30 protein-coding genes are annotated in these 23,696 nt (G+C 70.4%); 10 read left to right on the top strand and 20 right to left on the bottom strand.

Translation table 11 applies throughout. The features are described 5' to 3' along the window. Positions 1–78 precede the first annotated feature (78 nt). The 4 genes from B1759_RS15110 to B1759_RS15095 form a co-directional block, all read right to left on the bottom strand. A complete protein-coding gene (locus tag B1759_RS15110) occupies positions 79–1,599 on the bottom strand; it encodes a hypothetical protein (RefSeq protein WP_095515884.1) in 1,521 nt (506 codons plus the stop codon). Positions 1,600–1,790: 191 nt separating this feature from the next. Next, on the bottom strand, positions 1,791–3,332 hold the full coding sequence (locus B1759_RS15105) for a hypothetical protein (protein WP_095515883.1): 1,542 nt from the start codon (positions 3,330–3,332) through the stop codon (positions 1,791–1,793). Between the two features lie 25 nt (positions 3,333–3,357). Next, positions 3,358–4,380 (bottom strand): endonuclease, encoded by a 1,023-nt coding sequence (locus B1759_RS15100; protein WP_095515882.1) that lies wholly within the window; start codon positions 4,378–4,380, stop codon positions 3,358–3,360. A 91-nt stretch (positions 4,381–4,471) separates the two neighbouring features. Continuing rightward, positions 4,472–5,377 carry a fructosamine kinase family protein gene (locus tag B1759_RS15095; protein WP_095515881.1) on the bottom strand — a complete coding sequence of 302 codons (906 nt, stop codon included), beginning with the start codon at positions 5,375–5,377 and terminating at the stop codon, positions 4,472–4,474. Between the two features lie 180 nt (positions 5,378–5,557). On the opposite strand from B1759_RS15095, the gene B1759_RS15090 reads away from it, so the two are divergent. Then, entirely contained in the window at positions 5,558–7,519 is a 1,962-nt protein-coding gene (locus B1759_RS15090; RefSeq protein ID WP_095515880.1) for a sensor histidine kinase, read from the top strand. A 6-nt stretch (positions 7,520–7,525) separates the two neighbouring features. On the opposite strand, the gene B1759_RS15085 is transcribed toward B1759_RS15090, so the two are convergent. From B1759_RS15085 to B1759_RS15020, 16 genes are all read right to left on the bottom strand, one after another. Next, the gene (locus B1759_RS15085) at positions 7,526–8,134 is read right to left on the bottom strand and encodes a hypothetical protein (protein ID WP_095515879.1); all 609 of its coding nucleotides are present in this window, start codon (positions 8,132–8,134) and stop codon (positions 7,526–7,528) included. After that, on the bottom strand, positions 8,134–8,628 hold the full coding sequence (locus B1759_RS15080) for a low molecular weight protein-tyrosine-phosphatase (protein WP_198948909.1): 495 nt from the start codon (positions 8,626–8,628) through the stop codon (positions 8,134–8,136). Before B1759_RS15080 ends, B1759_RS15085 begins: the two co-directional genes overlap by 1 nt. A gap of 120 nt (positions 8,629–8,748) precedes the next feature. Continuing rightward, a complete protein-coding gene (locus B1759_RS15075; protein WP_095515878.1) occupies positions 8,749–10,008 on the bottom strand; it encodes a site-specific integrase in 1,260 nt (419 codons plus the stop codon). A 37-nt stretch (positions 10,009–10,045) separates the two neighbouring features. Next, positions 10,046–10,396 carry a hypothetical protein gene (locus B1759_RS15070; RefSeq protein ID WP_095515877.1) on the bottom strand — a complete coding sequence of 117 codons (351 nt, stop codon included), beginning with the start codon at positions 10,394–10,396 and terminating at the stop codon, positions 10,046–10,048. Between the two features lie 3 nt (positions 10,397–10,399). After that, positions 10,400–10,579, bottom strand: a complete 180-nt coding sequence (locus tag B1759_RS19385) for a hypothetical protein (RefSeq protein WP_143537410.1) — start codon at positions 10,577–10,579, stop codon at positions 10,400–10,402. A gap of 3 nt (positions 10,580–10,582) precedes the next feature. Next, positions 10,583–10,957 (bottom strand): hypothetical protein, encoded by a 375-nt coding sequence (locus B1759_RS15065; protein ID WP_095515876.1) that lies wholly within the window; start codon positions 10,955–10,957, stop codon positions 10,583–10,585. Continuing rightward, positions 10,954–11,421, bottom strand: a complete 468-nt coding sequence (locus B1759_RS15060; protein ID WP_095515875.1) for a DUF6884 domain-containing protein — start codon at positions 11,419–11,421, stop codon at positions 10,954–10,956. Before B1759_RS15060 ends, B1759_RS15065 begins: the two co-directional genes overlap by 4 nt. After that, positions 11,414–14,221, bottom strand: a complete 2,808-nt coding sequence (locus tag B1759_RS15055) for a hypothetical protein (protein ID WP_095515874.1) — start codon at positions 14,219–14,221, stop codon at positions 11,414–11,416. The genes B1759_RS15060 and B1759_RS15055 overlap by 8 nt, the downstream gene beginning before the upstream one ends. Before the next feature lie 13 nt (positions 14,222–14,234). After that, positions 14,235–15,206 (bottom strand): hypothetical protein, encoded by a 972-nt coding sequence (locus B1759_RS15050; RefSeq protein WP_095515873.1) that lies wholly within the window; start codon positions 15,204–15,206, stop codon positions 14,235–14,237. Continuing rightward, positions 15,203–15,442 (bottom strand): hypothetical protein, encoded by a 240-nt coding sequence (locus B1759_RS15045; protein ID WP_095515872.1) that lies wholly within the window; start codon positions 15,440–15,442, stop codon positions 15,203–15,205. Before B1759_RS15045 ends, B1759_RS15050 begins: the two co-directional genes overlap by 4 nt. Further along, positions 15,439–15,615, bottom strand: coding sequence for a hypothetical protein (locus B1759_RS19810; RefSeq protein WP_158225291.1), 177 nt, complete (start codon positions 15,613–15,615; stop codon positions 15,439–15,441). Before B1759_RS19810 ends, B1759_RS15045 begins: the two co-directional genes overlap by 4 nt. Beyond that, on the bottom strand, positions 15,612–15,860 hold the full coding sequence (locus tag B1759_RS15040) for a hypothetical protein (protein WP_095515871.1): 249 nt from the start codon (positions 15,858–15,860) through the stop codon (positions 15,612–15,614). Before B1759_RS15040 ends, B1759_RS19810 begins: the two co-directional genes overlap by 4 nt. A 15-nt stretch (positions 15,861–15,875) precedes the next feature. Further along, positions 15,876–16,076, bottom strand: coding sequence for a hypothetical protein (locus B1759_RS15035; RefSeq protein WP_095515870.1), 201 nt, complete (start codon positions 16,074–16,076; stop codon positions 15,876–15,878). Beyond that, positions 16,073–16,297 carry a hypothetical protein gene (locus tag B1759_RS15030; RefSeq protein ID WP_095515869.1) on the bottom strand — a complete coding sequence of 75 codons (225 nt, stop codon included), beginning with the start codon at positions 16,295–16,297 and terminating at the stop codon, positions 16,073–16,075. The genes B1759_RS15035 and B1759_RS15030 overlap by 4 nt, the downstream gene beginning before the upstream one ends. After that, a complete protein-coding gene (locus B1759_RS15025; RefSeq protein ID WP_095515868.1) occupies positions 16,294–16,548 on the bottom strand; it encodes a hypothetical protein in 255 nt (84 codons plus the stop codon). Before B1759_RS15025 ends, B1759_RS15030 begins: the two co-directional genes overlap by 4 nt. 529 nt (positions 16,549–17,077) lie before the next feature. Then, entirely contained in the window at positions 17,078–17,410 is a 333-nt protein-coding gene (locus tag B1759_RS15020) for a hypothetical protein (RefSeq protein WP_095515867.1), read from the bottom strand. 694 nt (positions 17,411–18,104) lie between these two features. Between B1759_RS15020 and B1759_RS20545 the strand changes: the two genes are divergently transcribed. The 9 genes from B1759_RS20545 (at position 18,105) to B1759_RS14975 (ending at position 23,642) form a co-directional block, all read left to right on the top strand. Next, on the top strand, positions 18,105–18,923 hold the full coding sequence (locus B1759_RS20545; RefSeq protein ID WP_095515866.1) for an SH3 domain-containing protein: 819 nt from the start codon (positions 18,105–18,107) through the stop codon (positions 18,921–18,923). Between the two features lie 177 nt (positions 18,924–19,100). Continuing rightward, complete coding sequence (locus B1759_RS15010; protein WP_143537409.1) at positions 19,101–20,045, top strand: hypothetical protein; 945 nt, start codon at positions 19,101–19,103, stop codon at positions 20,043–20,045. A gap of 5 nt (positions 20,046–20,050) precedes the next feature. Further along, complete coding sequence (locus B1759_RS15005; RefSeq protein ID WP_095515864.1) at positions 20,051–20,773, top strand: ion transporter; 723 nt, start codon at positions 20,051–20,053, stop codon at positions 20,771–20,773. A gap of 93 nt (positions 20,774–20,866) precedes the next feature. Next, the gene (locus B1759_RS15000) at positions 20,867–21,058 is read left to right on the top strand and encodes a hypothetical protein (RefSeq protein ID WP_095515863.1); all 192 of its coding nucleotides are present in this window, start codon (positions 20,867–20,869) and stop codon (positions 21,056–21,058) included. 176 nt (positions 21,059–21,234) lie between these two features. Then, on the top strand, positions 21,235–22,017 hold the full coding sequence (locus B1759_RS14995) for a D-Ala-D-Ala carboxypeptidase family metallohydrolase (RefSeq protein WP_095515862.1): 783 nt from the start codon (positions 21,235–21,237) through the stop codon (positions 22,015–22,017). After that, positions 22,017–22,355: a hypothetical protein gene (locus B1759_RS14990; RefSeq protein WP_095515861.1), complete on the top strand. Its 339-nt coding sequence runs from the start codon at positions 22,017–22,019 to the stop codon at positions 22,353–22,355. Before B1759_RS14995 ends, B1759_RS14990 begins: the two co-directional genes overlap by 1 nt. Beyond that, entirely contained in the window at positions 22,352–22,792 is a 441-nt protein-coding gene (locus B1759_RS14985) for a cupin domain-containing protein (RefSeq protein ID WP_095515860.1), read from the top strand. The genes B1759_RS14990 and B1759_RS14985 overlap by 4 nt, the downstream gene beginning before the upstream one ends. 130 nt (positions 22,793–22,922) lie before the next feature. Beyond that, a complete protein-coding gene (locus B1759_RS14980; protein WP_233134423.1) occupies positions 22,923–23,168 on the top strand; it encodes a hypothetical protein in 246 nt (81 codons plus the stop codon). Positions 23,169–23,264: 96 nt separating this feature from the next. Continuing rightward, on the top strand, positions 23,265–23,642 hold the full coding sequence (locus B1759_RS14975) for an HNH endonuclease signature motif containing protein (RefSeq protein ID WP_143537408.1): 378 nt from the start codon (positions 23,265–23,267) through the stop codon (positions 23,640–23,642). Positions 23,643–23,696: the final 54 nt, after the last annotated feature.

Here is a 23,696-nt window from a genome sequence, read left to right as displayed (position 1 = left end):
CGAGACGAAGCGAGACCTCCGCACCGACGTGCGCGAAGTCGAGGACGATCGCGAACCCCCCGGGCCCGCGCGAACGGATTACTGGACGACGAGGCGCGTGCGGCCGACGAGGTAGACGCCCCCCGTGCGAGGAGCAGCGAACGACCCGTCGTCCGCGACGACACCGAGGTGGCGCCCCAGCAGATCCACGATGGGGGCCCCCGCGTCGGCACCGCGCACGCGAGCACCGGGGCGGGCGGGGTTCGGAACCAGCGGCGCGACGCGCGCGCCCGGCGCCGCCTCAGTGCCGACGTGGCCCGAGACCGCGTACTCCGTCACCACCTGGCCGAGCAGGTAAGCGAAGAACGCCGCGCCCGCCTCGGTCGGATGGAGGCTGTTCTCGTCGAGGAGGTTCGCCCGGTGGTCGGTGAGCAGCCGCACCGGACCGTCCTGCCCCACCCGGTGGGTGCCGTACGTCAGCTCGGAGTACCCGTTGGCCACGAGCCACTCCTGCGCCTCCGGGCGCCCGTCGAAGACGACGCCGTCGGTCACGTCGTAGAGCGAGATGAAGGCCACGCCGGGGTCCGCCAGGGCGACTGCGCGCATCACGATCCCGTCGGCCTCGTTCTCCTCGACCGTGTTGACCGTCGGCGCGTTGACAGCCTGCGCGTGGAGCAGCAGCACGACGGGCGTGGGCAGACCCGCCATCGAGAACGCCGCGCGGACGCGGGCGACGGCCGCCTCGACCTGCAGACGCAGCACCTCCGGGTCGCGGAGTTCGTGGGCGAGGTGGAGCACCGCCACCGACGGCTGCGCGGGGTCGAGCGTGGTGGCGGCGAGGTAGCCTGCCAGGTCCGCCGTGCGGAACCGCTGGATGTCGTCGGGCGGGGTCGGGTCGCCGTCGTCGCCGAAGCCAGACATGCTCCACCGCCGATCGGCGAGGAACTGAGCGTAGTGGCCGGGCGCGCCGGAGAGCACCATCCCGGCGAGGTGGACGAAGCCCGGCGCGGTGAGGTCGGCCGTGACCGTGACGCTCCGGCGGCGATCAGAGCGGACGGCGGCGGGCGGCCCGAGCGCGAAGCCGTCCAGCGGGATCGGCGTGTCGGCGCTCCCGATCTCCGCCATGCGGACCGTGCCGCGCGCCTCGGCGCCGGGCTGGGCGTAGAGGATCGGGCGGATGGTCATGTTGCCGCCGAAGAGCCCCCCGTGGTCCGCAACGCGCCCGTCCGAGAGTTCGGTCGGGAAGACATCGAGGTCGCCGAGGTCGGTGACGCCCACCGGCAGGTCCCACTCGACGAGACGGTAGACGGGGAGCCCCATCGTCGACTCCAGCGGCGTGCCCGGGGCGAGGACGAACGCGTCGTCGTCGGAGATCTCCCGGCCGAGCGGGCCGGGCACCAGCCGCGACATGCGGGCCAGCGATCCCGTCGCGACGGCGCCGAGACGGTTCAGGGGCCACGTCAGCAGCGACGCGAACGGCACCCGGGCGCGCGACGGCGCCGTGAAGCTGTCCCCCATCCAGACCCAGCGCCCGGTCTGCACCCGCGTCGGGAGCAGGTCCAGGTGGACCGGCGACAGGTCGGCCTGAGGCTGAGCGGACGTGGCCGCGGCGCCCACCATGGCCCCGAGCACTAGACAAAAATAACGACCCTTTGAAAATCTCACAGACGGGGACACCAGAGCACTGAGGAGAGAGGCCAAAAAGATATCACGACTCACCCAACCCACCTCCACGCTCATCGGAGCCCTCCCAAATTCACACGCCCACTCCTCGGCCCGTCGTGCACGCTCTCGCTTCTGAGATCCTCCCCCTACTGTACTGTCAGGGGTGTCCGTCCGACGATGTACACCCCGGCTGCCCGGGGCGCCGAGAAGGTCCCGTCCACGCCGGTCCGCCCGACGAGCCGTCCGAGGATGTCGTAGATCGGCAGGTCCGAGCCCGCTCCCGCCACGCGAGCCCCCCGGAAGGCCGGGTTGGGAAAGAGCACGGTCCGGACCGCGACCCCACCCCGGGCACGGGACTCGGCAGTCAGCGTCTGATAGAGAACGGCGGAGAAAAAAGCCGCTCCTGCCTCCGTCGGGTGGAGGCGTCGGTCGTCGAGCAGGGCGCCACGCTCGTCGGCCACGAGGCGGAGCGGCCCGTCGCGGCCGTCGGTGTGCGTGCCGTAGGACAGTTCGGCCCAGCCCTCCCGCTGGAGCCACGCGACCGCCTCAGGTCGCCCGTCGAACACCACGCCTCCGGTCGAGGCGTAGAGGGACACGAAGGCCACCTCCGGGTCCGCCCGCGCGACCTCGCGGAGGCCGCGCCCGAACGCGACGGTCTCGGCCTGGGCCACGCTCTCCGTCTCGACCGCGTGGGAGTGGACCAGCAGCACGACCGGCCGCGGCAGCCCGGCCTTCTGGAACGCATCCCGGACCCGAGCGACCACGGCCCGGACCGTCTCGGCGACGCCCTCGGCCGGTCGCGGCTCCGGGGCGAGGTAGAACGCCACGACCGACGGCTGCGCGGGATCGAGCGTGGTCGCCTGGAGGTAGTTCGCCAAGTGCTCCGTGCGGAACTGCTTGACTCGGTCGGGAGGGGCTGGGGCGTCGTCGGTCGCGAAGCCGGTAGTGCTCCACGACACGTCGGCGAGGAACTGGGCCGTGTGACCGGGCTGCCCGGCCACCACGACTCCGGCCAGGTGAGCGAGGCCGGGAGCCGAAAGGTCGGCACGGAGGTCGGACGCGAGGCGAGAGCCGAAGCCCAGCCCGAGCGGACGCCCGAGACGAAAGCCGGGCGTGCCGAGGGGCGTGGCCGACTCACCGAGGCGGACCGTCCCGCGGGCGTCCGCCTCGTCCTGCTCGAACAGCAGCGGGCGAACCGTCGCGTCGCCCGACAGCGCTCGACCGGCGGCCCCCGCGTTGCCGTCCGCCAGCGCCTCGCGGTCGACGATCAGTCGCGCGAATCGCGTGTCGCCGACCGGAAGATCTGCTTCCAGGAGGCGGTAGACAGGCACGCCCATCGGCTCCTCCCGGCTCGTCCCGCGCCCCAGCACGTAGCCGTCCTCCGAGCGGATCCAGCGCGCCGTGCCGTCCACCGGCGTCGCCATCGCGAGCGTCGACTGCGGGCCCACCGCCACCGCCCCGACCCGCTCCAGCGGCCACGTCAGCAGGGACGCGAACGGCACCCGCCGCCGCGTCGGGACGGCGAAGCTGTCGCCCATCCAGACCCAGCGCCCCGCCTGAATGTGCGGCCGGACGAGGTCCAGGTGCACCGGAGACAGGTCTTCCGTCTGGGCCTGCGCGCCCCATGCGAGCGCGGCCAGCGCCAGAGCGCTCAGCCGACGACGGAGACGAACGGGGACGCGCGGCATGCCGCAACGTACCCCGCGCCCGCGGCTACCGGAGCACCGACACCGGCCGCGTCACCGTGCCCGCCTCGGTGGTCACGCGGACAAGGTAAAGCCCTAGCGGCAGGCTCCCGAGGTCGAGCGTCTGCCGGCCGGTTCCCGCCGCGCTCTGCACGCGCCGCCCGAGCGCGTCCACCACCTCGACCTGCACGTCGCGCGCCTCGTTCAGCGACACCACGAGGCGGCCCGCCGTCGGGTTCGGGAAGACCGACACCGCGAGGCCATCGGGGCCGCGCTCCGCGTCGACCGTGGCCGGGGCGAAGGCGCGCCGCGCGAGGGTCGGGTCCAGGATGAACGGGTTCTCGTTGCCCTGGCGCGTCGCGATGAAGGCGTTCCGTGCCCGCTCGCGGTCGTCGGCGGGGTCGTTGGCCTCGTTCCACGCCAGGAGGTCGCCGAGCATGCCCGCGAAGAACGAGTCGCCGCTGCCGCTGATGGCGTTGTCGTAGATGGCGTAGAAGTAGAACACCGCGCGCGCGGCGTTGCCCTTGTGATCCTCGCGGGGCTCGAATCGGCTGCTGGTGTCCTCGCTCCACTCGTCGATGTCGGTCGTCGGCACGCCCGACTGGATGACCGCGCCGCGGTACCAGCGCTGCGCGGATGCGTCGGCGACTTCCCCGAAGGGGTCGTTGCCACGGTCCGAGTTCACCTGCACGCGGGTCGGGAACAGGTTGTGCATGTCGCTCCGCTGAGGCTCGTTGCCCGCCCCGAGGGACTGCGGCCACGTGTGCTCGGCATTGAGGCCCTTGTTGAAGGCGTCCGAGGACGGGTCGGCGCCCGGCGTCAACTGGACGCAGAAGCCGGTGTAGACCCCGCACAGCGCGCCGTCCGCATCGTCGGTGTAGGCCCAGAGCACGTCGCGAGCCGGGCCGTAGCCGAGCGTTTGGTTGGGCGTGTAGTCCGAGCGGATGGCGCTGAGGAGCGCGTCTCCCTGGAGCCCGGGGTAGAGTTCGGTCTGCGCCTGGGCGGAGAGGGCGAGGAGACCGGCGAGGAAGACAGCAGAGACGAAACGCATGGCGTGGTGGGACCGAGGAAGGCCTCAACTTCGGTCGTCGTAGGCGCGGGCGGGAGGGCACGACCAGATCGCACCGGATTTCCTCCCGGCGTCACGCGAACCGTCGCAGAGTCCGCTCCACGGGCGCTCGGTAGCCCGGGCCATGCGTCAGGTGGTTGATGAGGTGGAACAGGTTGTAGACCTCGCGGCGCTCCTCGTAGCCCGGCTCCAGCGGCCACGCCTCGCGGTAGCCGTCGTAGAACGGCTCGGCGAAGCCGCCGAACAGTTCCGTCATGGCGAGGTCCGCCTCGCGGTGCCCGACCGACACGGCGGGGTCGATCAGCGCGAAGCGGCTTCCCGTCCGCGGATCGCCCGGCTCGGCCGTGGGGAGGGCGTTGCCCGCCCAGAGGTCGCCGTGGAGGAGGGAGCGCGGCGGCGTTTCGGGCAGGATCTCGCCGAGCCTGGCGAGGAGACGCTCCAGCGGGCCGTCCCACGCCGGGTCCCACGCGCCCCGCAGACGGACGGTCTCGGCCTGCGCACGCAGGCGCCGCTCTCCGAAGAACCGCGGCCAGGAGGCCTCCCAGCCGTTCCGCTGCGGCTTGCTCCCGATCCAGTTGTCGGCCTCCCATCCGTAGGCCGTCCCGGCGTCGACGCGATGGAGCGATGCGAGCGCGCCACCGAATCGGCGCCAGTCCGCGGGCGTCGGCCGCCCCCGGTCCAGCCACGGCAGCACCAGCACCCCCGGCGTCCCGCGGTCTGGAGCCCGGAACGCGAGGGGCGACGGCACCGCCAGCTCCGCCCCCGCCTCCCCCGCGCACGAGGCCAGCGCCGCCAGCCCCGCGGCTTCAGCCGCGTACGTCTGCCCCGCTGCGCCCTCGGCCCACTTGACGAACACCGCACCCGCCTCAGTCTCGACGCGCGCCGCCTGCGACACGTCCCCTCCCCCGACCGGCACCGCCGAGCGGACGAGCCCGGCGACGGAGACCAGTACGGCATGGACAGACGGAGGGAATGACATCGGGCGGAGCGGTGAGTCTCGACTCTACGCCTCAGGCCTGACTCGTTTCCATTCCAGCGGGCGCCTGTAGTTTGACCTCTGGTATTGAAGGCCTACTGCGCCCCACCTTCAGTGCTCCCCTGATGCAGGATTGGAATATCATCCCACGAACCGATTTGTCTCCCGGCGACCTTCAGCACTGTGCGACATGTTCTCCTCCTCCTTCTGGTCGCCTCAGGCGTGCAGGCGCAATCATCTATTCGCCTTGAGCCTACCGCGAAGGAGATCCCCCTGGATGGGCACCTCGGCTGGCTCGTCGACCCGGAGGCGGTGCTGACGCTCGACGACGTACGCGAGGCGGACTTCTCGGCCACTGCCCCGGTGCTCACCCGCGCGCAGATGCAGCCCGAAGCCTTCTGGCTCCGCCTGACGCTCCAGGCTCCAGACGGCCCGCCAACGGCCTGGGCCCTCGAAACCGCCGCCGAGCGCATGGAGATGCACTGGGCCGACGGCGACGGGATCGTCCAGACGCGCGTCGCGGGCATCGACGTGCCGAAGGCCGAGCGCGCCGTCGACCAGGGCTACCCGGCCACGGTTCTGCTGACGCTCGACGGCGGCGAGGTCCGGACCCTCTGGGCACGCGTCCTCCACGACCCGGACGGGTCCGAGGCGACGCCCACCCTGCAGGTGCTCCGGCTGAAGCCGGCTGCGGTGGCCTCGCACGACAGCCGCTCGCTGGGGATCACGACCGGCCTCTTCTTCGGCTTCCTGCTCGCGCTGGTGCTGTACACGCTGAGCCTCTACGCGGGCTTTCGGGACCCGGCGTTCCTGTACTACGGGATGTACGTGGCGGGAGTCGGGCTCTTCTTCGCGACCACGTACCGCCTCCTGTTCGACGCGTTCTGGCCCGCCACCGCGACGTGGTCGCCCCTGCTCCAGACGCTCGCCGCGCACGCGGGGCCGGCGGGCTACGCGCTCTTCATCCGGAGCTTCCTCGGGCCCGCCCGCCTCGGGCGGACGCTGGACCGCCTCCTGCTCGCCAGCGCCGCGCTGATGGGCGTGGGCCTGATCGTGACGGCCCTCGGCGGCTGGCTGGCGGGCTCGTACTGGAGTTCGGCGCTGATCCTGGCCCTGTGCGGGCTCAGCCTCGTGGCGATGGTGCGCGCGTGGCGCGCCGGGTTCGCGCCTGCCGGCCTGCTCTTGATCGCGTTCGGGGTGCTCGCCGCCAGCACGGTGGGCTTCCTGGGCCCCCGGTTCGGCCTGCCGCGCGTCGAGTGGGCGATGGAGATGGTCCAGGCGGGGATCGCCTTCGAAGCGCTCCTGATGGCCCTCGCGCTGAGCATGCGCGTCCGCGGGTTGCGCTCGGAGCAGGTGGAAGCCATCGAAGCGACGCGCCAGGTCCAGGAGTCGAACGTCGCCCTCCGGGACGCCCTGCGTCTGCGGTCGAGCCTGCTCGGCTTTGCAGCGCACGACCTCCGGAGCCCTCTCGCCAACGTGCTCGGCTACGCCGGGATCATCCAGCGCGAGGCCACCGACCCGGCCCAGGTGACCCGCTGCGGGCGTTCCATCGAGACCTCGGCGACACGACTGCTGCGGCTCATCGACGACCTGCTGGTGACGGCGGCCCTCGACGGTGGCCACGTCCACGTGGAGACTGTCCCTACCGACCTCGGCGCCCTCGTGGAACGGGCCCTCGGCCCGTTCGCCCTGCTGGCCGAGGCGAAGGAGCAGCACCTCGCCCTCCGCGTCGGGCCCGACTGCTGGGCCCGCCTCGACCCCGACCGGTTCCACGAGGTCGTGGACAACCTGCTCTCGAACGCCGTCAAGTACACCCCCGCCGGAGGCGCCATCGAGGTGGAGGTCCGCGCCACTCCAGAGGAGGTCTGGCTCACCGTCGGGGACTCCGGGCCGGGGATCACCCAGGCGGACCGCGCACGCCTCTTCCAGCCCTTCGTGCGCCTCTCCGCCTCCCCCACCGGAGACGAGCCCTCGACCGGCCTGGGGCTGTCCATCGCCAAAAAGATCGTCGACCTCCACGGCGGCCGCATCGAGGTGGACTCGGCGCCGGGGGACGGAGCGCGCTTCAGCGTCGTGGTCCCCGCCTCAGCGGCTCCCCCGGCGGACTGCGCCGAGGCGTCGGTCGAGGCCGAGGTCGGGCAGTAGCCGGGGCTACCCCCGCATCCGCTCGCGGAGGACCATCATCAGGAGCGCGACCACGACCATCTCCTCATGCTGCATCATCAGGTCGCCCACGCGGTCGAGGGTGAACGTGCCTTCCCACATGGCGGGCTGCTTGGCGAGCGTCATCACGGGCGCCCCCTCGCGCTCGGGCGTCGCCGGGTCGTCCGCCTCGACGCTGTAGGTCGGGTTGAAGAAGTAGCCCGCGAAGGCGCCCACGAGGGGGATCTGCTGGAGGAGCGAGTCCAGCACCTTGACCATCGCGCTGTCCTCGTGGACCCGAAACACCGAGTTGCCCTCAGGATCGAGGATGTCGTAGCGGGCCCGGAAGATCGACCGCCGCCCCTTCCGTGCCAGCGTGCCGACCTCCCGCCCCAGCCCGTCGCGGATCTGGTAGGCCGCGTTGAAATCGAGGATGCGATCCGCACCGATCGTGTAGAGCGGCGTCTGACGGGTGTCGTCGCGGTAGACCGTCACGGCCTCCTTCAGCTTGAACGCCTTCTGGTGGACGAACAGCACCGGCGCGCCGGTGGCGTCGGTGACGCGGACCTGCGGCGAGAGCGCGAGGAGCTTGAACGAGAGCGTGAGCGGGTACTGCATCAGGACGAGGAGGCGAGGTCCCAGCCGTAGACCTCGGCGAGGCGCTGCAGGATCGCGTCCGTCGTCCGGTCCGCGATGTCGAACACGTGGTCGAAGCCCTCCGGCCCGCCGTAGTACGGGTCCGGCACCTGGTAGTCGCCCGGCTCGGGGTCGAACTCGCGGAAGAGGCGGACGCGCGTGCCGTGGTCACCGTCCGGGTCGAGCGCGAGCGTGTCGTGGAGGTTCGCCTTGTCCATCACGAAGACGTGGTCGTAGTCATCCAGGTCGTGGCGGACGAGTTGGCGGGCTTTCAGTTGCGACAGGTCGGTGCCGCGGCGAGCCGCGGTGGCCGTCATCCGGCGGTCCGGCGGCGCCCCGACGTGCCAGCCGCCGGTCCCGGCCGAGTCCACCTCGACGGCGCCGCCGAGGCCCGCGGCGACCACCTTCTCCTGGAAAAGGCCCTCGGCGAGCGGGCTCCGGCAGATGTTGCCCAGGCAGACGAAGAGAACTCGCACCGGACGGTCAGAAAGCGGATTCGGCATCATTCTGGGGCTACAGGGGGGATTCACGACGGGACAGGTTCCTACCCATTCGTACCCGTTCGTACTTCTGTTGGGACATTTTTGAAACCCGCATCACGTTCCAAGCTCTCCGGCGAACAGCGCCGCCGTCGCGCGGGCCCGCTCGGCCGGGAGAAGCTCCAGGTACCGCTCGGTGGTCTGCACGGTCGCGTGCCCCAGCTCGTCGCGCACCTGGATGAGCGACGCTCCCCGGAGCAGTAGCTCGACAGCGAACGAGTGGCGGAGGCCATGGAGAGGGACATCGGGCAGCTTCGCCAGCTGGCGGTACCGGCGGAAGTTGTGAGACAGCGTGTGCTCGCTCACGACGCGGATGCCGTCGGCGCCCTTCAAGATGTGCTCGTCCGGATCCGAGGTGCGACGGGTCTCGGCCTCGAGGCGGCGGAGGAGCGCCTCGGCCCGGGGGATCATGGTGACGCGGCGGGACCGGCCCGTCTTGGTCCGCCGACCGTTGACCCGTCCCTCGTCCTCGACACGGATGTACCCGACGCCCCAGGCCGAGTCCTCGGGGTAGACGACGTCGCGCCAGCGGAGCGCGATCCCCTCCCCTCTCCGGAGCCCAGTCGAAGCGTAGAGGTCGAACGCATCGCGCGCCCAGAGCGGGTAGCGGTCTCGGCTCCGAACGTGGGGAGGCACCGGGCCGTCGGGTCCGTGGTGATGCTCGATGGCCACGAGCAGCCGCTCGATCTCCGGCCGTGACAGGTGCTTCATCCCGGCCCGAACCGCTGACGGGCGCGGCACGTCGTCGACGGGGTTCGCGTCGACGAGCTGGCGGTCGGCAGCCCAGCCGAACCAGGCGCGGAAGCGGCGCCAGTAGGAGAGCTGCGAGGCGCGCGAGAGGTCGGGCCGGTACACGAACCGCCGCACATGGTCGGACGTGATCTCTCGGATGCCGATGTCGGACGGGTCGCATCCCGAGTCGGCCACGGCTGGATCCCATCGCCCCTCAGGTCCTGGACGTACGGAGCGGGCAAGCGCGCGAACCGACGCCGCGGCCACCCGGATGCTCTTCGGGCGGTGTCGGTCGGCGTGGTCTGCCTCGTAGACCCGAACCGCCTCCTCAGCCGAGACGGCGCGACCGGATCCTCGCCAGGGATCGTAGAGCCCAGCGAGTTGCCGGTCAAACCTCTCACGCGAACGCGACAGCGCGATGGCCTCGTCGTCCGTGTCGAGGGCGTGCTGCTTCTGGGTCGGCGTCCTGGCCGGGTCGTACCACCGGAGGTGCCACCAGCCGGTCGGGAGCCGGACGGCCTGACATCCGGGGCCGATCCGGACCGAGCGTCGCTTGAGGGTGCGGGCCATGTCCGTGGTGTCCATCGGGCGGGAGTGGGATGGTACGATGGGCGAGTCGCCCTTACGCGGCTCGGCGAGTCCGGACGCGCCCGGCGGGTATGGGGAAGCCTGCAGCGGCTGCAGCCCGGAAGGCGGCAGCGGTGATGATCCACCGCCCTTCCACCTTGACCATGGGGATCTGACGGCGGGTCACCATCTTGTCGATCGTCGCCCGGCTCCAGGGCAGGCGCTCCTCGAGGTCGGCCACGGTGTAGATCGTCTCCTCGTCGATGCCCTCCAGCCGATGGGCTTCTCGAACTTCCTCCCTCACCTCCTCGCGCACGATCGCGCGGAGAGCCGAGAACGCAGCGACCAGAGCGCTCGGCTGGATGCCGAGCGCGTCGCTGAGCCGGTCGAGGTCCTGAGGGGGCACGGGCTACCGGTTGTCCGCCTCGGTGCCGAGGCGGGCGGAGCGGAGAAAAGAGAGCTCAGCGCGGGCGTCCTCCAGCCGGCGCTCCAGGCGCGCTACCTCGGCGCGCAGCTGGACGACCTCGGCCGCGCTCTCGCTCAGCTCGTCGAGGAGCACCTGGGGATCGGGTCTGTGTCTGCGGCGCATGGCTCAGGAGGTCGGCGACGAGGCCGGGCAGTCCACAGAGTGGGGCCGGTAGCCCGTGACGGTGGACGGGGGGTTCTCGAACACGACGGCGCCGCCGGTCCATCCAGACGCCTCCGCTCGCGCCTGGCTGAGCGGGAAGACGTACAGCACAGGCTCCGTGTCTGCAGGCTTCCCGTCGGCGCGGCCCTCGCCGTAGCCATCCAGCGGGCGGGTCCAGTTCCCACGCATCGGGAACGGCGCGACGGCGACGCGGCGGCTGCCGATCGTGCGGAGCATCCGGACCGGGATGCCGCAGCGCTCGCACTTCTGGAGCTTGCCGTCCGACCGGTGCGGGTCGGACTGCTTCATGAGCACCAGAGGGTCGGCGACGCTGCTCATCGGTCGCTGGAGCGGAGGTTGCGAGTCAGCCACTGGAGCCGCTGCCCGGTGCCGAGCCCGGCCAGCGGCTGGTCGATGCGCACCGCGGCCCCTGTCACCTCGACGACGCCGAACCGGAGCGCGGTCGCGTAGGCCCGGCCGGCGAACACGACTAGGTCGACATCGGCGAGTCGCTTCGGCTGGAGCTTGGCGGCGAGCGACCGCGCCACGCGCACGCCCCAATCCCGCCGGTCCTCGGGCGCGAGGTCGCCGAGGGCCCGTTCGTACGGCTGCAGCACCTCGTCAGGATCGACGAGTCCGTAGAAGGCGGAGACGATGTAGAGGGACGCGCCGTCCGCCTCGGCGCGGCGCTGTGCGAGGTCGAACGACTTGCGGAACAGAGAGCTCGTGTAGAGGCGACGAGCAGGCGCCTCGTCGTCGAGCTTGCTCTTGCCGCAGCCGACCAGGTAGACGCGGTCAGGCATCGACGGTGGCCACCTCTGGGACGGTCTCGGCTGCCTCGCGGCGGCGGATCTCGCGGACGACGCGCTCGTGGACATCGGGGTCGACGCGCACCTGGTCGGGGTTGCGACGGAAGCGGATCAGCGTGGCCAGGCTCACGGTCCCGACGTGGCTCGCGTCGCCGGCGAAGAGCGCCCTCAACGCGGCCTCGTCGACGACGTCGGCAGCACCGGACGTTTCTGTGGAAACATCCTCTGTCTCGACGGGGACTCCGAACCGCGAGCGACACCTCTCGATGGCGGTGTCGATGGCCTCCCGCCCCTTCCCATCGAGGAGCGTCCGCGCGGCCGCCTCGGCCTCCCCAGGCGACTCCGCAGCGATCCTCAGGCCCATCCCGGCGCCGGTGTGGGCGACGTTCCAGAGGAGATCCTCGGCAGCGTCGGCGGCGGCGCCCGTGGCCGGGACGACCGCCCACTGGTGACCGAGGTGGTCGAAGAAGCGCTCGACACCGAACTCGGTGAAGCCGTTGCCGAGTTGGACCGGGACGCGGGCGACGCCCTCGAAGGCGCGAGCGCGGCTGACGCCCTCGTGCGTCTCGTCGGTAGCCTCGTGCGCTTCGTGCTCGGCGCCGTCGGCGGGTCCCGGATCCTCGCTACCCTCATCGGGCGCGGAGCCCTCCGGATGGCGACCTGCTATCGCCTGGGAGGTGCCACCACTGGCGGAGTCACTCTGCCTGTCTGGCGCCGGAACGCCAGCGGCCTCCCCCACAGGCCCGGAGGGCTCCGCTTCCTGACCAATGTCCGTTGGCGTCTCCTGCGTCGACGCGTGGAACAGGTGGTAGACGAACGACGCGAGCGTCCTCAGCATGCTGGCCTCAAACTGGTCGAGCGCGTCCCCTTCCAGAATGCCTGCGGCCTGGACGCGGAGCATCTCGTCGCGAACGCGGATGGCCGCGACCGCCATCGGCCGTTCGCCCGCGGCGACCGGAGACGACTTGAACCAGTCCCACTCGTAGGTCTTCCCGCCCTTCCATGCGGCGACCTGAACGTCCGCCCAGGCCGCCAGCGCGTCGAGCTGCGGGGTGGTCAGGACGTAGGCGCACCGGAGGTTGGCGACGTGCTGGACGGCGCGGCGGGCCGAGTAGGTGATGTCCTCCTTCACGCTCGACTTCGACACGGCATCGACGCCGTAGCGGTCGAGGGTCGGCAGGTGGTAGGCCTCCAGGAGGTCATAGATCTCCCGGCTCAGGAGCTGCTTCCCGTCCCGCTCGTGTCCCTCTGGCCAGCGCGGCCGGGGTGCGCTCCACAGGTGCGGCTCGTCGAGGACAGGCGACGGCAGCCGGAGGGCGTCAGCGAGGGTGGCCGGCTCGGGCTCGACGAGGGTGTCCCCCTCCACCTCGACCGCGGGGACGCCCGTCGCCGGCGACGTGCGCTCCTCGATGGCGAGGTCCTCGTCCGCCTCGGGGAGCGGGCCGGGGGTGGGCGCATCGTCGGTGGCCATCGGCGCAACGCCCAGGTCGGCGCCGACCGTCTCCACGACGCGCCCGAGGCCGGCGCCGTCGTCGTCCCACTCGTCGGCCGGGACGCTCGCGGCGGGCGCGCTCGCGGCGGCGGAGCGGCGATCGACCTCGGCGCGGTAGGTCTGCAGGTCCGTCTCGATGCCGCGGCGGACCCGGCCGAGCGTGCCGCGCTGGTTCTCGGTGAGGGACGCGGGCGCGGTCTCCTCCAGCGTGCGCAGGTCGGCGGCAGCCCGCTGCAGCCTGTCGATGGTGGAGGCCAGGACGACGAGCCCCGCCTCCTGGACGTCGCTTGGCTGGGAGCGCCAGGCGTCGGCGGTCGTGTAGGCCTGGCGGACCCGCTCCAGCTCCTCCGACCACTCGTCGAGGATGTCGCCGTGGGGCGCCCCGCTCTCCGGGCCGACCTGGTCGACCGGCTCCGTCTCCTCGGGCTGGAAGATCTCGGGCTCGCGCTCGCGCTGGGCCTCCGCGGCGGCGAGCTCGACGTCGCGCAGGAACGCCTCGACGAGCACCGTCACGTCGGCCGCGCTGGTGGCCTCGATGGCAGCCTTGGCGATCCCGAGCCGGGTGTCGGTGCCGTCGCAGGCCAGGTCGGCCTCCCTCGCGATCCGTTCATCCTCCCCGTCGAGGCTCCAGAGCGGGACCAGGGCGCGGGCCTTCGATTCGGATGCGATCCGCCCGTCGCGGACCATCTGCCGGACCTGCTCGGGCAGCTTCAAGAGCCGCATCGTGTTGGTGACGGCCGGGCGGCTGTAGCCGTACTCGTCGGCGATGTCGTCGTGCGTCATCCCGAGGATCTCGATCCGGGCCTCCCACCCTTCCGCGCGCTCGACGGCAGAAACGGGCTCGCGCTTGTCGTTCTCGTCCTGCTCCATCCGAGCCATCTCCTCGACGTTCAGCGGCTCCAGGTCGACGGGCATGTGGCCGACGGGGACGCCCTCAATGCCCACGACGCCGGCGCCCTCCACCAGGTCACGCGCTCTCTCGGCGTGGCGCTGCCAGACGCGCCGCCAGGCCTCCCGGCGGCGGTGCCCGACGGCGAACTGGACGCGCCACCCGGATGTCCGCAGCTCGTTCTCGATGCTGCAGTCTGGGAAGCCGGAGTAGGCGCGCTCGGTCTCGTCGGTGAGCTCGAGGCCGAGCAGGTTCGCGTTGACGAGCCGGGCCTTGGGGTCGGCGATCTGGCCGACGGCCTCGATCGACTGGACGAGCTCCAGGAGCTTGCCCTCATCGTAGTGCTTTCGGGACTGGAACGGGCTCTGGACGGTGAGGTCGCGGTCGGAGACGACGGGGACGAAGACACGCATGGACACAGGAGGGCTAGGAGGATGGATCGGTGGCGGGGCGATCGGGCAGGGAGCGCAGCGCAGGGCCACCCGCGGCACGGGCGGCGAGGGTCGGGTCCAGGCGCCAGCCGGTCTCGGCCGCGAGGGCGTCCCAGTCGACGGGGCTCGCGACCACCGGGGGAGGCGGAGGCTCGGGAGCCGGACGAGGCAACGCGGCGGGCGGAGCCACGGCGGGCAGCGGCTGTTGCCCTCGCGCCATCCGGACGACGGCGGCACCGAGGTGGGGGGTGTTGCCGCGGGCTCGGAGCAGGCGCCCGGCCTCGATGGCCTGGGCCAGGTGCTCGGGATCCTCGGCCATCACGAGGGCCTGCGCCGGGGCGTCGTAGACACCGAGCCCGACGAGCTGCTGGAACAGCTCCAGCTGGTGGCCGCTGAGCACGGCAGGCCCCGTCGACTCCGCTGGCGACACGTCGGCGCTCGGCATCTTCCCCCCTCCAGCCCTTTCTTCTTCTGGATACCGGGATACCGGGAAGAATCCCTTATAGGAGAAAAAGGGTGACACCACGACACCCTTTTTGGTCACGGTGTCACCCTTTCGCCCGGTGAAAAGGGTGACACCACGACACCCTTTTGGGTCGGTCTGGTGGGTCCCGGCGTCGAGCAGATCGAAGCGTCCGCCGTGGATGGCGACGCGCGTCCAGGCGGCTTCGTAGACCCGCTCCCGGTCGTCGGGGCCGAGGCCGACCAGGACGCCGAAGACGCCGACGCGGCCTGCGCCGGTGCCGCGGAAGTAGAGCAGTTCGTCGGCCTGGGTGAGCGTTCCGAAGGCGCGCTTCGCCGTCCGCGGCGAGACGCGTGCCGAGTGCGCGATGTCGGCGACCGTGACGCGCGGGTCGGCCAGGACGCCGTCCTCGTGCGCGGCGTCGGCGATGGCCACCAGCACGGCGTGGGCGCCCCCCTCGACCGTCGACGACTCGCGAACCCTGCGGGCAACCTTGTAACTCATCGGGCGCTCCGGGTGGGGTGTCCTGCGGGAAGGCGGTCGCTGGCGTGCGCTGTGGCCAGGGCAGTCAAGGCCGCGCGGGCGACGGATGCCGCGAAGCGCAACTCGGGGTAGGCGCGCTGCCCCTCGCGGACGGTCTCGATCGAGGCGTTGTCGAGGCCTCGCTGGTGGACCCGGACCAGGCGGTTCCGCCAGGCGCCAGAGGCGTCGCAGCCGGGGTAGAAGGCGTATCCATTCATGAGTCGAGGGGGAGCATCTCGTCGCGCCACTCGCGGAGGCGGCGCGCGTCGAGGGCGGCCTGCTCCAGTCGGTCCGCCTCGGCGCCGGCGCGGCGAGAGGTGGCGACGAGCGCGGCGGTGAGAAGGAGAACGGCGGCCACGAGCACGCCGAGCAGGAAGGCGAGGGCGGTCATCGGGCGGCTCCTGCTGGCCACACGTCCGCGCGGCGGACCGAGGCGGGACGGGGCGGCGGCGACACGAGCCGCCAGGCACCCTCGCGCCGCCCGGCCGGGCGCGGGCCCGCGACGATGCCGGACACGTCGACGCGGTAGTCGCGCGCGTCGAGGTAACCGTGTCGATCGCGGTCGGCGTACGGCGCCGACGGCCGGGGCGGGTCGGCGAACAGCAGCAGAGCGAGGTGCTGGAGGAGTCGTCGCATGGCGGGGTTCGTGGGCTAGACGAGGGAGATGAGCGCGTAGCAGCCGCGGCCGGCGCCGACCGCGTCGAGGGCTTCGCAGGTGGGGTCGCGACGTCGGCCGCGGCGAGCTGGACGGGCCTGGAGCATGCCGGGTGGTCCCCAGATGGCCATGGCCACCATGAGGGCGGCGAGGATGGAGAGCGCGACGCTGGGCCCGAAGGAGGGGTCGCCGTTCATGTCGGCGTCTCGTCTGTGCTCTGGAGGCCGAGGATGACCTCGGCCGAGTCCGTGAGCAGCGTGTCGGCCGAGTCCAGCAGGTCGAAGACGAGCTGAGTCTGGCCCGCGTCCGGGCGGAGTTGCTCCCGGAGTTGCTCCCGGAGGCCCTTGACGATGCCGTGCGCGGTGGCCTGCTTAGCGAGCGCGTCGCGGTAGGCGAGGCAGCGGGGGCGGCCGCTCATCCTGCGACCGCGTGGCCGCGGCCTTCTCGGTCCTCGATGGGCAGCCGTGCCGCGCGGGCGACGCCGATGGCGCGCTCGATCTCGGCGAGGGTGTCCGCAGGCTCGACGGGGACGTTGCGGTGGTTCAGGACCGCCTTCACGTAGGCCTCGGTGTACTCGGAGGCGTCGGCGATCTCGCCGTGCGTGAGGGCGGGATACTTCGACTTGAGGGCGCGGAGCTCGTCGATGCGGGCCCGGGTGGCGTCGGTCATTGCAGGGGGTGGAGGGGCGACGTAACCTTTTGGCGAGTGCCACCCGTAGGGTACGCCAGCTGTCACGCAGCTGTCAATGACAGCCTGCCAGCTGTCTCGTGTCTTTTTGTCTTGCCTGGGCCCAGCCCGTACTTGATGCCAGCATTTGGCTCCCGTCTCCAGCAGGCCCTGAACGCTAAGGGACTCGATACAGGGTCACTGGCTAGGCTCGCTGGGGTCAGCAAACGAACGCTTGATCGCTACTTGGACCGAGAGGAGCCTCCGAGAGAAGGCGCAGTTGTCGAGTCAGTTGTCCCGGTCCTCGGTGTGCACTCAGAATGGCTTCGCACTGGAAAGGGAGCGAAGCACGTTTCCACAGAAACGTCCGAGCCAGGCCCGCTCCTCGGCAGGTCGGTCGCCGACGCGGTGTCGGTCCCGGAACGACCTGAGCGAGACCGCTACGCCCACCTCGGGGTCGTCGGCGAGGCGTGGGACTACGAGTTGGTGGACCCGGCCACGGGCGAGGTCCGGATGGCCGTCCGCGTCCAGTTCATGGCCGCCCCGACCCCCCGCCGGAGCGTCCTCCGCGCCTCCGCGGTGGGTACAGGATCCGCTGAGCCTCGCCAAGAACATAGTCCTCTGGCCCCATAAGCAGTCTCCGGACTTCCCAGTCGTCCATGTGGAGCCGCGCCGCGATGTCGGCCACGGAGAGCGCGAGTTCGCGGTGGACGCCCATCGCGCTGCCAGCATCCCAGGCCGCCGCCGCTCGGAACACCCGCCGGTCCCCGTCCACCAGGTAGAGCCTCCGATCCGCGTCGATGCGCCGGAACGCGTCTTCGAGGTCGCCCGTCGGTCTGCCGTCGTGGTCTGGGATGTCGAGCATGGCGACAGACTCCGCGTCCGGGGTGACAGCTAATCGTGTCATAGGCGCCGCCGCTTCTGCCGAGACCGACAGGTCCGCCGAAGTGAGAGCGATTCGGAATCACGATGCCACTGCATTGGATTCTCGACATCCTACGTACGTAGGTTCTGGCATGCGATTGCAACTTCCCAGACACATCGTCGCGGCCGCCTCGCTCCTCGCGGGACTCTGCTTGCTTGGTGTCTCCGATGTTCGGGCACAAAGCGCGACTGGAGGTGCTGACATCGTGGTAGGAGACAACGGACGCGGTCTTTCATTCGGCGTCGGCGGCTTGGTGCAAACTCACACTGGAGGCACTGTTACGGCATTTGCAAGTGCTCGGGCGTCCCTGACGTTCGGGGAAGGAGACGACAGGTATGTCTTAGAGAGCGGAGGCATCTGCAGGGATACAGCGAATGGCCAGTTCGCGAACTCGGAACGGTGTGCAGGGACTCCATACTTGGCATTGACTCCTGAAGTGGGGGTCCGCATCCCCGCGAATGGCGGAGCGGCCCTTTTCGGAGCTGGCTATCGGATAGGTACGGGATCTGGGTTTTCGGGCTCCTTTACCGCCCAGTTCGTCGGCCCATACTTCGCAAGACTCGAAGCCGGACAGCAGCATCTGTTGGTGTCAGTCGGGCTTGGGCAACTCTGAAACGCTACAGTCACCTAGCCGATGTCCGGCTCCCACTTGACCATGAAACCCCTCCTGCTCTCCTTCCTGCTAGCGGCAGCTGCCTTCTCGCAGCCTGACTCCGGCGATCGCATCACGGCCGTGTTGTCCAGCACGGCATTCCCAGCTTCTGGTGCTGGAGCACCCATCGAGTTCCAGGTCGGCGACTCGTTTACGCTTTCCCGGCTCTCAGATGAAGGCGGTCGATACCTGGCCTACTTCAGCGAGTCCGGCACAGCTCCTTACCACCGAACCGACGCGGCAGCGTTTGGGATCGCGCAGCCGGACCCGTGGGCTGTCGAGCCAGGGGCTACGGGAGCTACCCGCTACGCACACGGCCGCGTCAACGTCCGCTCTGGGGCAGGAACGTCCAACAGCCGGATCGGGCAGTTGGAGCGTGACGACTTCGTCCAGGTGCAGGTCTGCCACGATGGGTGGTGCCGAGTCTCCGGGGCTGGAGACGGATGGTCAGACGGCTACGTATCGGAGCCCCTTCTGCACGAGGATCCGTCCCCCGCCGCTCGGGCAGCCTTTGCGCGATCGGGGCGCTCGTATTCGTCAGGGTCGCGAGTCCCGAGCACAGACAGCCGGACGTGCGCATCGTTCTCCAGCGAGTCGGCTGCCCAGGCGGCTTACGATGCTGACCCGATCGGCCTGCGCCGCCTCGACCGGGATGGCGACGGGGACGCCTGCGAGTCGACGTGGAGAGCCAGACCCGCCCCTCGCGCTCGACGAGCGGCGACCACGAGGACGTGCTACACCGGCCCACGCGGCGGGCGGTACTACATCAACTCGAACGGCAACAGGACTTACGGCTGCTGAACTGTCCGACAGGCAACATCAACTTGAAGGGGAAGCATGGGCTGGAAGGGAACTGTCCGATCTCTACAGGCCGCCGCACGTGCAGCTGAGCGTGACGCCCGGCGACGCGAGCGCGAGCAGCAGAAACACTATCGACTGCTCATGCAGCAGGCCGATCGAGCTCATGCTGCCGAAACCGTGGCCGCGTTCGAGGACCTCGTAGAGACGCTGACCTCCGTACATCGTCGGGCATCGACGTCGCGGATCGAATGGGACGCTGTCGCCGCGTCGCGCCCTCCGAAGTCGCCACGCTTGTCGATCCCGGAGAGGACTACAGACCGGGAGGATCAGGCGCTGCAGGCCCTCGCGTCCTACGAGCCGGGAATCCTCGACCGGGTGCTGGGCCGGGCTGAGTCGAAGCAGACTCGGCTCGAGCTCGCCGTGCAGGAAGCGAGGCGCGCGGATGACGCAGCCCACGACCGCGCCGTACGGGAAGCTCACCAACGGCACGACCAGGCAGTCGCAGAGTACGAGGCCGACGCAGCCGCGATCGACCGCGACGTCGCGCTGGCAGAGCGCGTTCTGGCGGGAGACCTCGAGGCCATACGAGATGCTCTGACCTCTCTCAACCCCTTCTCTGAGATCGGCGACCTCGGTACCGAGGTCGCCTTCGGCTTCACGCGTGCAGACGACCGAGGACTGGACGACGTGCTCCTCAGCATCAGTGTTCAAGTCCATGGCCAGGACATCCTGCCGAAAGAGCGACTTTCGCTGCTGCAGAGCGGGAAGCTGTCACGCCGCCAGATGTCAGCGAGCATGTACAACGAGATACACCAGGACTACGTGGCGGGCTGTGTGCTTCGGGTCGCTTCGGAGACCCTGGCCCTTCTTCCAGTCGACCACGTGATCGTGACAGCAACGGACCAGATGCTCAACCCGTCGACGGGTCACATCGAGGAGACGGCCCTTCTTTCGGCCTACACGCCTCGGACCACGATGGATCGACTGAATCTGGCTGGAGCAGATGCCTCGGACGCCCTCGCCAACTTCATGCATCGGATGTCGTTCAAGAAGACCAAGGGGTTCGACCGTGTAGAACCCCTTAAGCGGTCTGACATCCCTGGCCTTGGCGAGCTGGGTTGAGACGTTTGCAACGCCCAGGCAGAGCCTCGATTTACCGCGTTCTGTTTGAGACGGAGACGCAGGTCGGAAGAGCAGTAGACCTCAGCATCCAGTGGCTGATCGTCGCCTCACTCGTCGCGTCTGCAGTCGACACGCTGCCAACCATCTCTGCACAGGCCCACGAGGCGCTGAGGTGGTTCGAGCATGCCTCCATGGTGGTATTCATTGTCGAGTACGGCCTTCGGGTCTACTCGGCGCCGCGGCCGACTGAGTTCGCCAGGAGCTTTCTGGGTGTCGTCGACTTAGTAGCTGTGCTCCCGTTCGTGCTCGGGCTGGGGTTCGACATGCGGGCTGTGCGCGCCTTTCGGCTGCTTCGACTGGTTCGCATGCTGAAGCTTCTGCGATACAGTCGGGCGATGCGGAGGTATCGCATGGCGTTTGGAGCGATCCGAGCCGAACTCACGCTCTACCTTCTCGGCAGCTTCGTGGCGGTCTACGTGGCTTCGGTTGGGATCTACCAGTTCGAGCACGAGGCCCAGCCAGATGCGTTCACGTCTGTATTCGATGCGATGTGGTGGGCTGTCGCAACACTGACGACGGTGGGCTACGGTGACGTCGTGCCCGTGACAGCGGGCGGAAGAGCCTTCACCGTTCTCGTGCTAATCGTCGGGCTTGGTGTCGTCGCGGTGCCGACTGCTCTCGTAGCATCGTCACTCACAGAGGTGCTTAGAGAGGAGCATGAGGACTGAGTCTTGCACGAGAGTTCTCCGAGGGGCAGAATGAGAGCGAGTCTTGTATCATGGGGTATCCCCCCATGCTCACCGTTGCTGTGAGCCCGCCGCTTGTCCCTCGACCAGCTCGCCGCCGGCGCCGGTGCCGCCCTCGGCGATGACATCGTCCGCGAAATCCTGAGTGCCGCCATCGGCATGGCGCGAGGTGAGGTCCGGGATCTGTCGGTGGAGATCGCGGCTGACCGTCGCCCGATCGTGGTGGTCCGACGCGTAACGAAGGGCCTGCCGATTCCGAAGGTGTAGCGGAAGTCGTCGCCGAGGCAGTGCGTCCCTTGCGAACCCGTGTTCGCGGCCCTACGTTGCAGGCTGAGCCCCCGCCCTCGGCGGCGCGCTGGAGAGACATCCAGCCGGGCCTCCCCACCTGCCCTCGGCCGGTGCCCCGTTCCTCCCGGAGCGGTGCGCCGGCCGTTTCTGCGTTTATGGCCTCCCTCATCGACCTCGCCGGGCTCCAGCTCGACGCCCTCCCACTCGACGCCGTGGACGCTGGCGAAAACGAGGGCTTGGAGGAATCCGCCCTCTCCGTGGACGCTGCGGCCAGCCTCGCCCGTGCCGAGCGTCACGCAGACGCTATCCGCCGCGTCGGCGCCGTCTTCGGCCCCCCCGCGCCTGACGACCGCGCGGCCTACGGCACCTACGTCGCCCAGGCAGTGGATGCCCTCCGCCTGCCCAACATCTCCGGACGCGAGATCGTCGCCGTCCACGCCCGCACGACCCGCGGCGGCGTCAAGAACCGACTCCCGCCGCCGTGGGGCCTCTACCGGCTGCTGGCGCTTCTCGTGTACGACCAGAAGGTCCGCGACCATCTGGGCGTCCCGCTTCGCTTCAACAGCATCCACAGGGATGGCCCGTACAACGCGGCCATCGGCGGTGCGTCGAAGTCTGCGCACCGTGCGTGTACGGCCCGCGACCGCGCGCCGGTTGGCAGCTCGGTCCGCAGTCTCGCCGAGGTGGACGCTGCCCTCCGTCGGCTGTACGTCGACCTGAGCGCCGACCAGGCTCGCGTCCTTGCCTCCGTGGCCAAGGATTACAGCCTGGGTCCGGCGTTCTCCGAATCGGTCTTCGGTGAGCCGTTCTCAGCGAGTGAGCTCGGATTCGAAGCCGGCCCCGACCGGGCGAGCTACACCTACGTCGGCGGCATCGGGCGCTACAAGACCTTCGTGCACGGCGACGCGCGCGGCGTCGCTGCCGCTTGGCGAGGCTGATGGAAACCACCTTCCTCGCGCTCCTGGAGAAGCTCTCCCCCATCCTGGCCATTCTGCTGCTGGGCGGGGCCTGGGTGGTGCGCGACCTCGTCAAGGCTCGGGCCGACCTCCAGGAGCAGGTCGCCGCGCACCTGGCCGAGATCCGCCGCCTGAACGACGCGCGCATCTCGGAGCGCGACCGCGACCGCGAGGTGCTGCGCGACGTGGCCGGCGTGCTGGAGCGCGTCCACGTCGACGTGCGCGACCACGACGGCCGCATGACGATCGCGATGCGCGACAACCTCGACCAGATGCGCTCCCACGTGAGCGACCAGGTCGCCCGACTCTCCTCGCCATGACGACCGCCCCGACCGTGGACCGATTCCGAGAGCCCGCCGAGCAGTACCGCCGTCGCATCCGGCGCCTGTTCGCGTTCGGCCCGTCCGAGACACCCGCCGTCGAGCTGGCGCGCATCGGCGACGAGTGGACGGGCATCCCCGGCGTGGACGGCATCGTCGGGCGCGACTGCCCGCTGCCGCCCGACTGCCCGCTCGCCGACGACGTGAGCGCCACCGTGTTCTACTGGACGGGCGCCTTCCCGAGTCACGTCCACCGGGAGCAGGAGACGATCCACGTGCTGCACGGCCGCTGCGAGGTCGTGATCGAAGGCGTGCCCTACGTGCTGACCTCTGGCGAGTCGATCACGATCGGGGCTCGGGTAGAGCACTCCGGTCGCGCGCTGGCCCCGACGCTCATCGTGTGCGCCTACCACCCGCCGCTTCCTCTCGCAGACTGACCCCGCCTCGGTGACCGCGCCACCCGACCCGGCTCCGTTCGACCCGCTGGCGCTCGCGCTGGTGGCCCTGGCCGCACTCGTCGGCCTCGTCCTGGGCGTCCTCGCGCCCGCCCTCTAATCCCGCGTCCTCGTGACTCCCCTCCCCTCCGTTCTTCGCCCTACCGTGACGGCACACACCTCCGCCCTCCTGGAGGAGCAGCGCCGCCAGATCGCGGCTGCCCTCCGAGCCGAGGCGCCGGCCTTCACCCGTCTCGCGCTCTCGGCCGTGCCCGGTGTGCTTCGCCCGTTCGTGGGCAAGCTCGTCGAGAAGGCGGTTACCAAGGTGGTCGGCGCCGTCGCCGACTGGATCGACCCCGGCACGCCGGACCCCGCCTGACCCACATGGCGGCGAGCCTGCCGCACGTCGTCCCAGTCTGCGGAGGTGCAACTCGCGACGGGGACGCGTGCCGCGGCCGCCGTCTACCCCTCGCCCGTGCCCACGCTCCGCCGCGCCTGCCAGTACCCCGGATGCCCCGCCTCGGCAGAGCGCGGGGCCTACTCGTGTGCCGCGCACGCGCGCCCCTCCCACGAGCCCGCCGTCGCGCGCCCCAGCGCGGCGTCCCGTGGCTACGACGCCAAGTGGCGCCGCGTCCGGGCCATGTTTCTGCGGAAACATCCGGTGTGCGTCGGCACCGTCGAGGGCTCCCGCTGTGGCCGCCCGGCCACCGAGGTAGACCACATCACGCCGCTCGCCGACGGCGGGACGAATGAGTGGGCCAACCTCCAGCCCTTCTGCAAGTCCTGCCACAGCCGCAAGACGGCGGCTGAGAACCGCGGTGCCGGCGGCCGCATCGCCCGACGTACGCAATGACAAGCGTCCCTGCAACCTGGCTTACGCCCGCTGTCGCGGCTCTCAATGCGGCTC

The organism is Rubrivirga sp. SAORIC476 (genome assembly GCF_002283555.1).
GTDB lineage: Bacteria > Bacteroidota > Rhodothermia > Rhodothermales > Rubricoccaceae > Rubrivirga.
The sequence above is the reverse complement of the archived record's forward strand: the minus strand, read 5'-3'. Positions and strand labels throughout refer to the sequence as shown.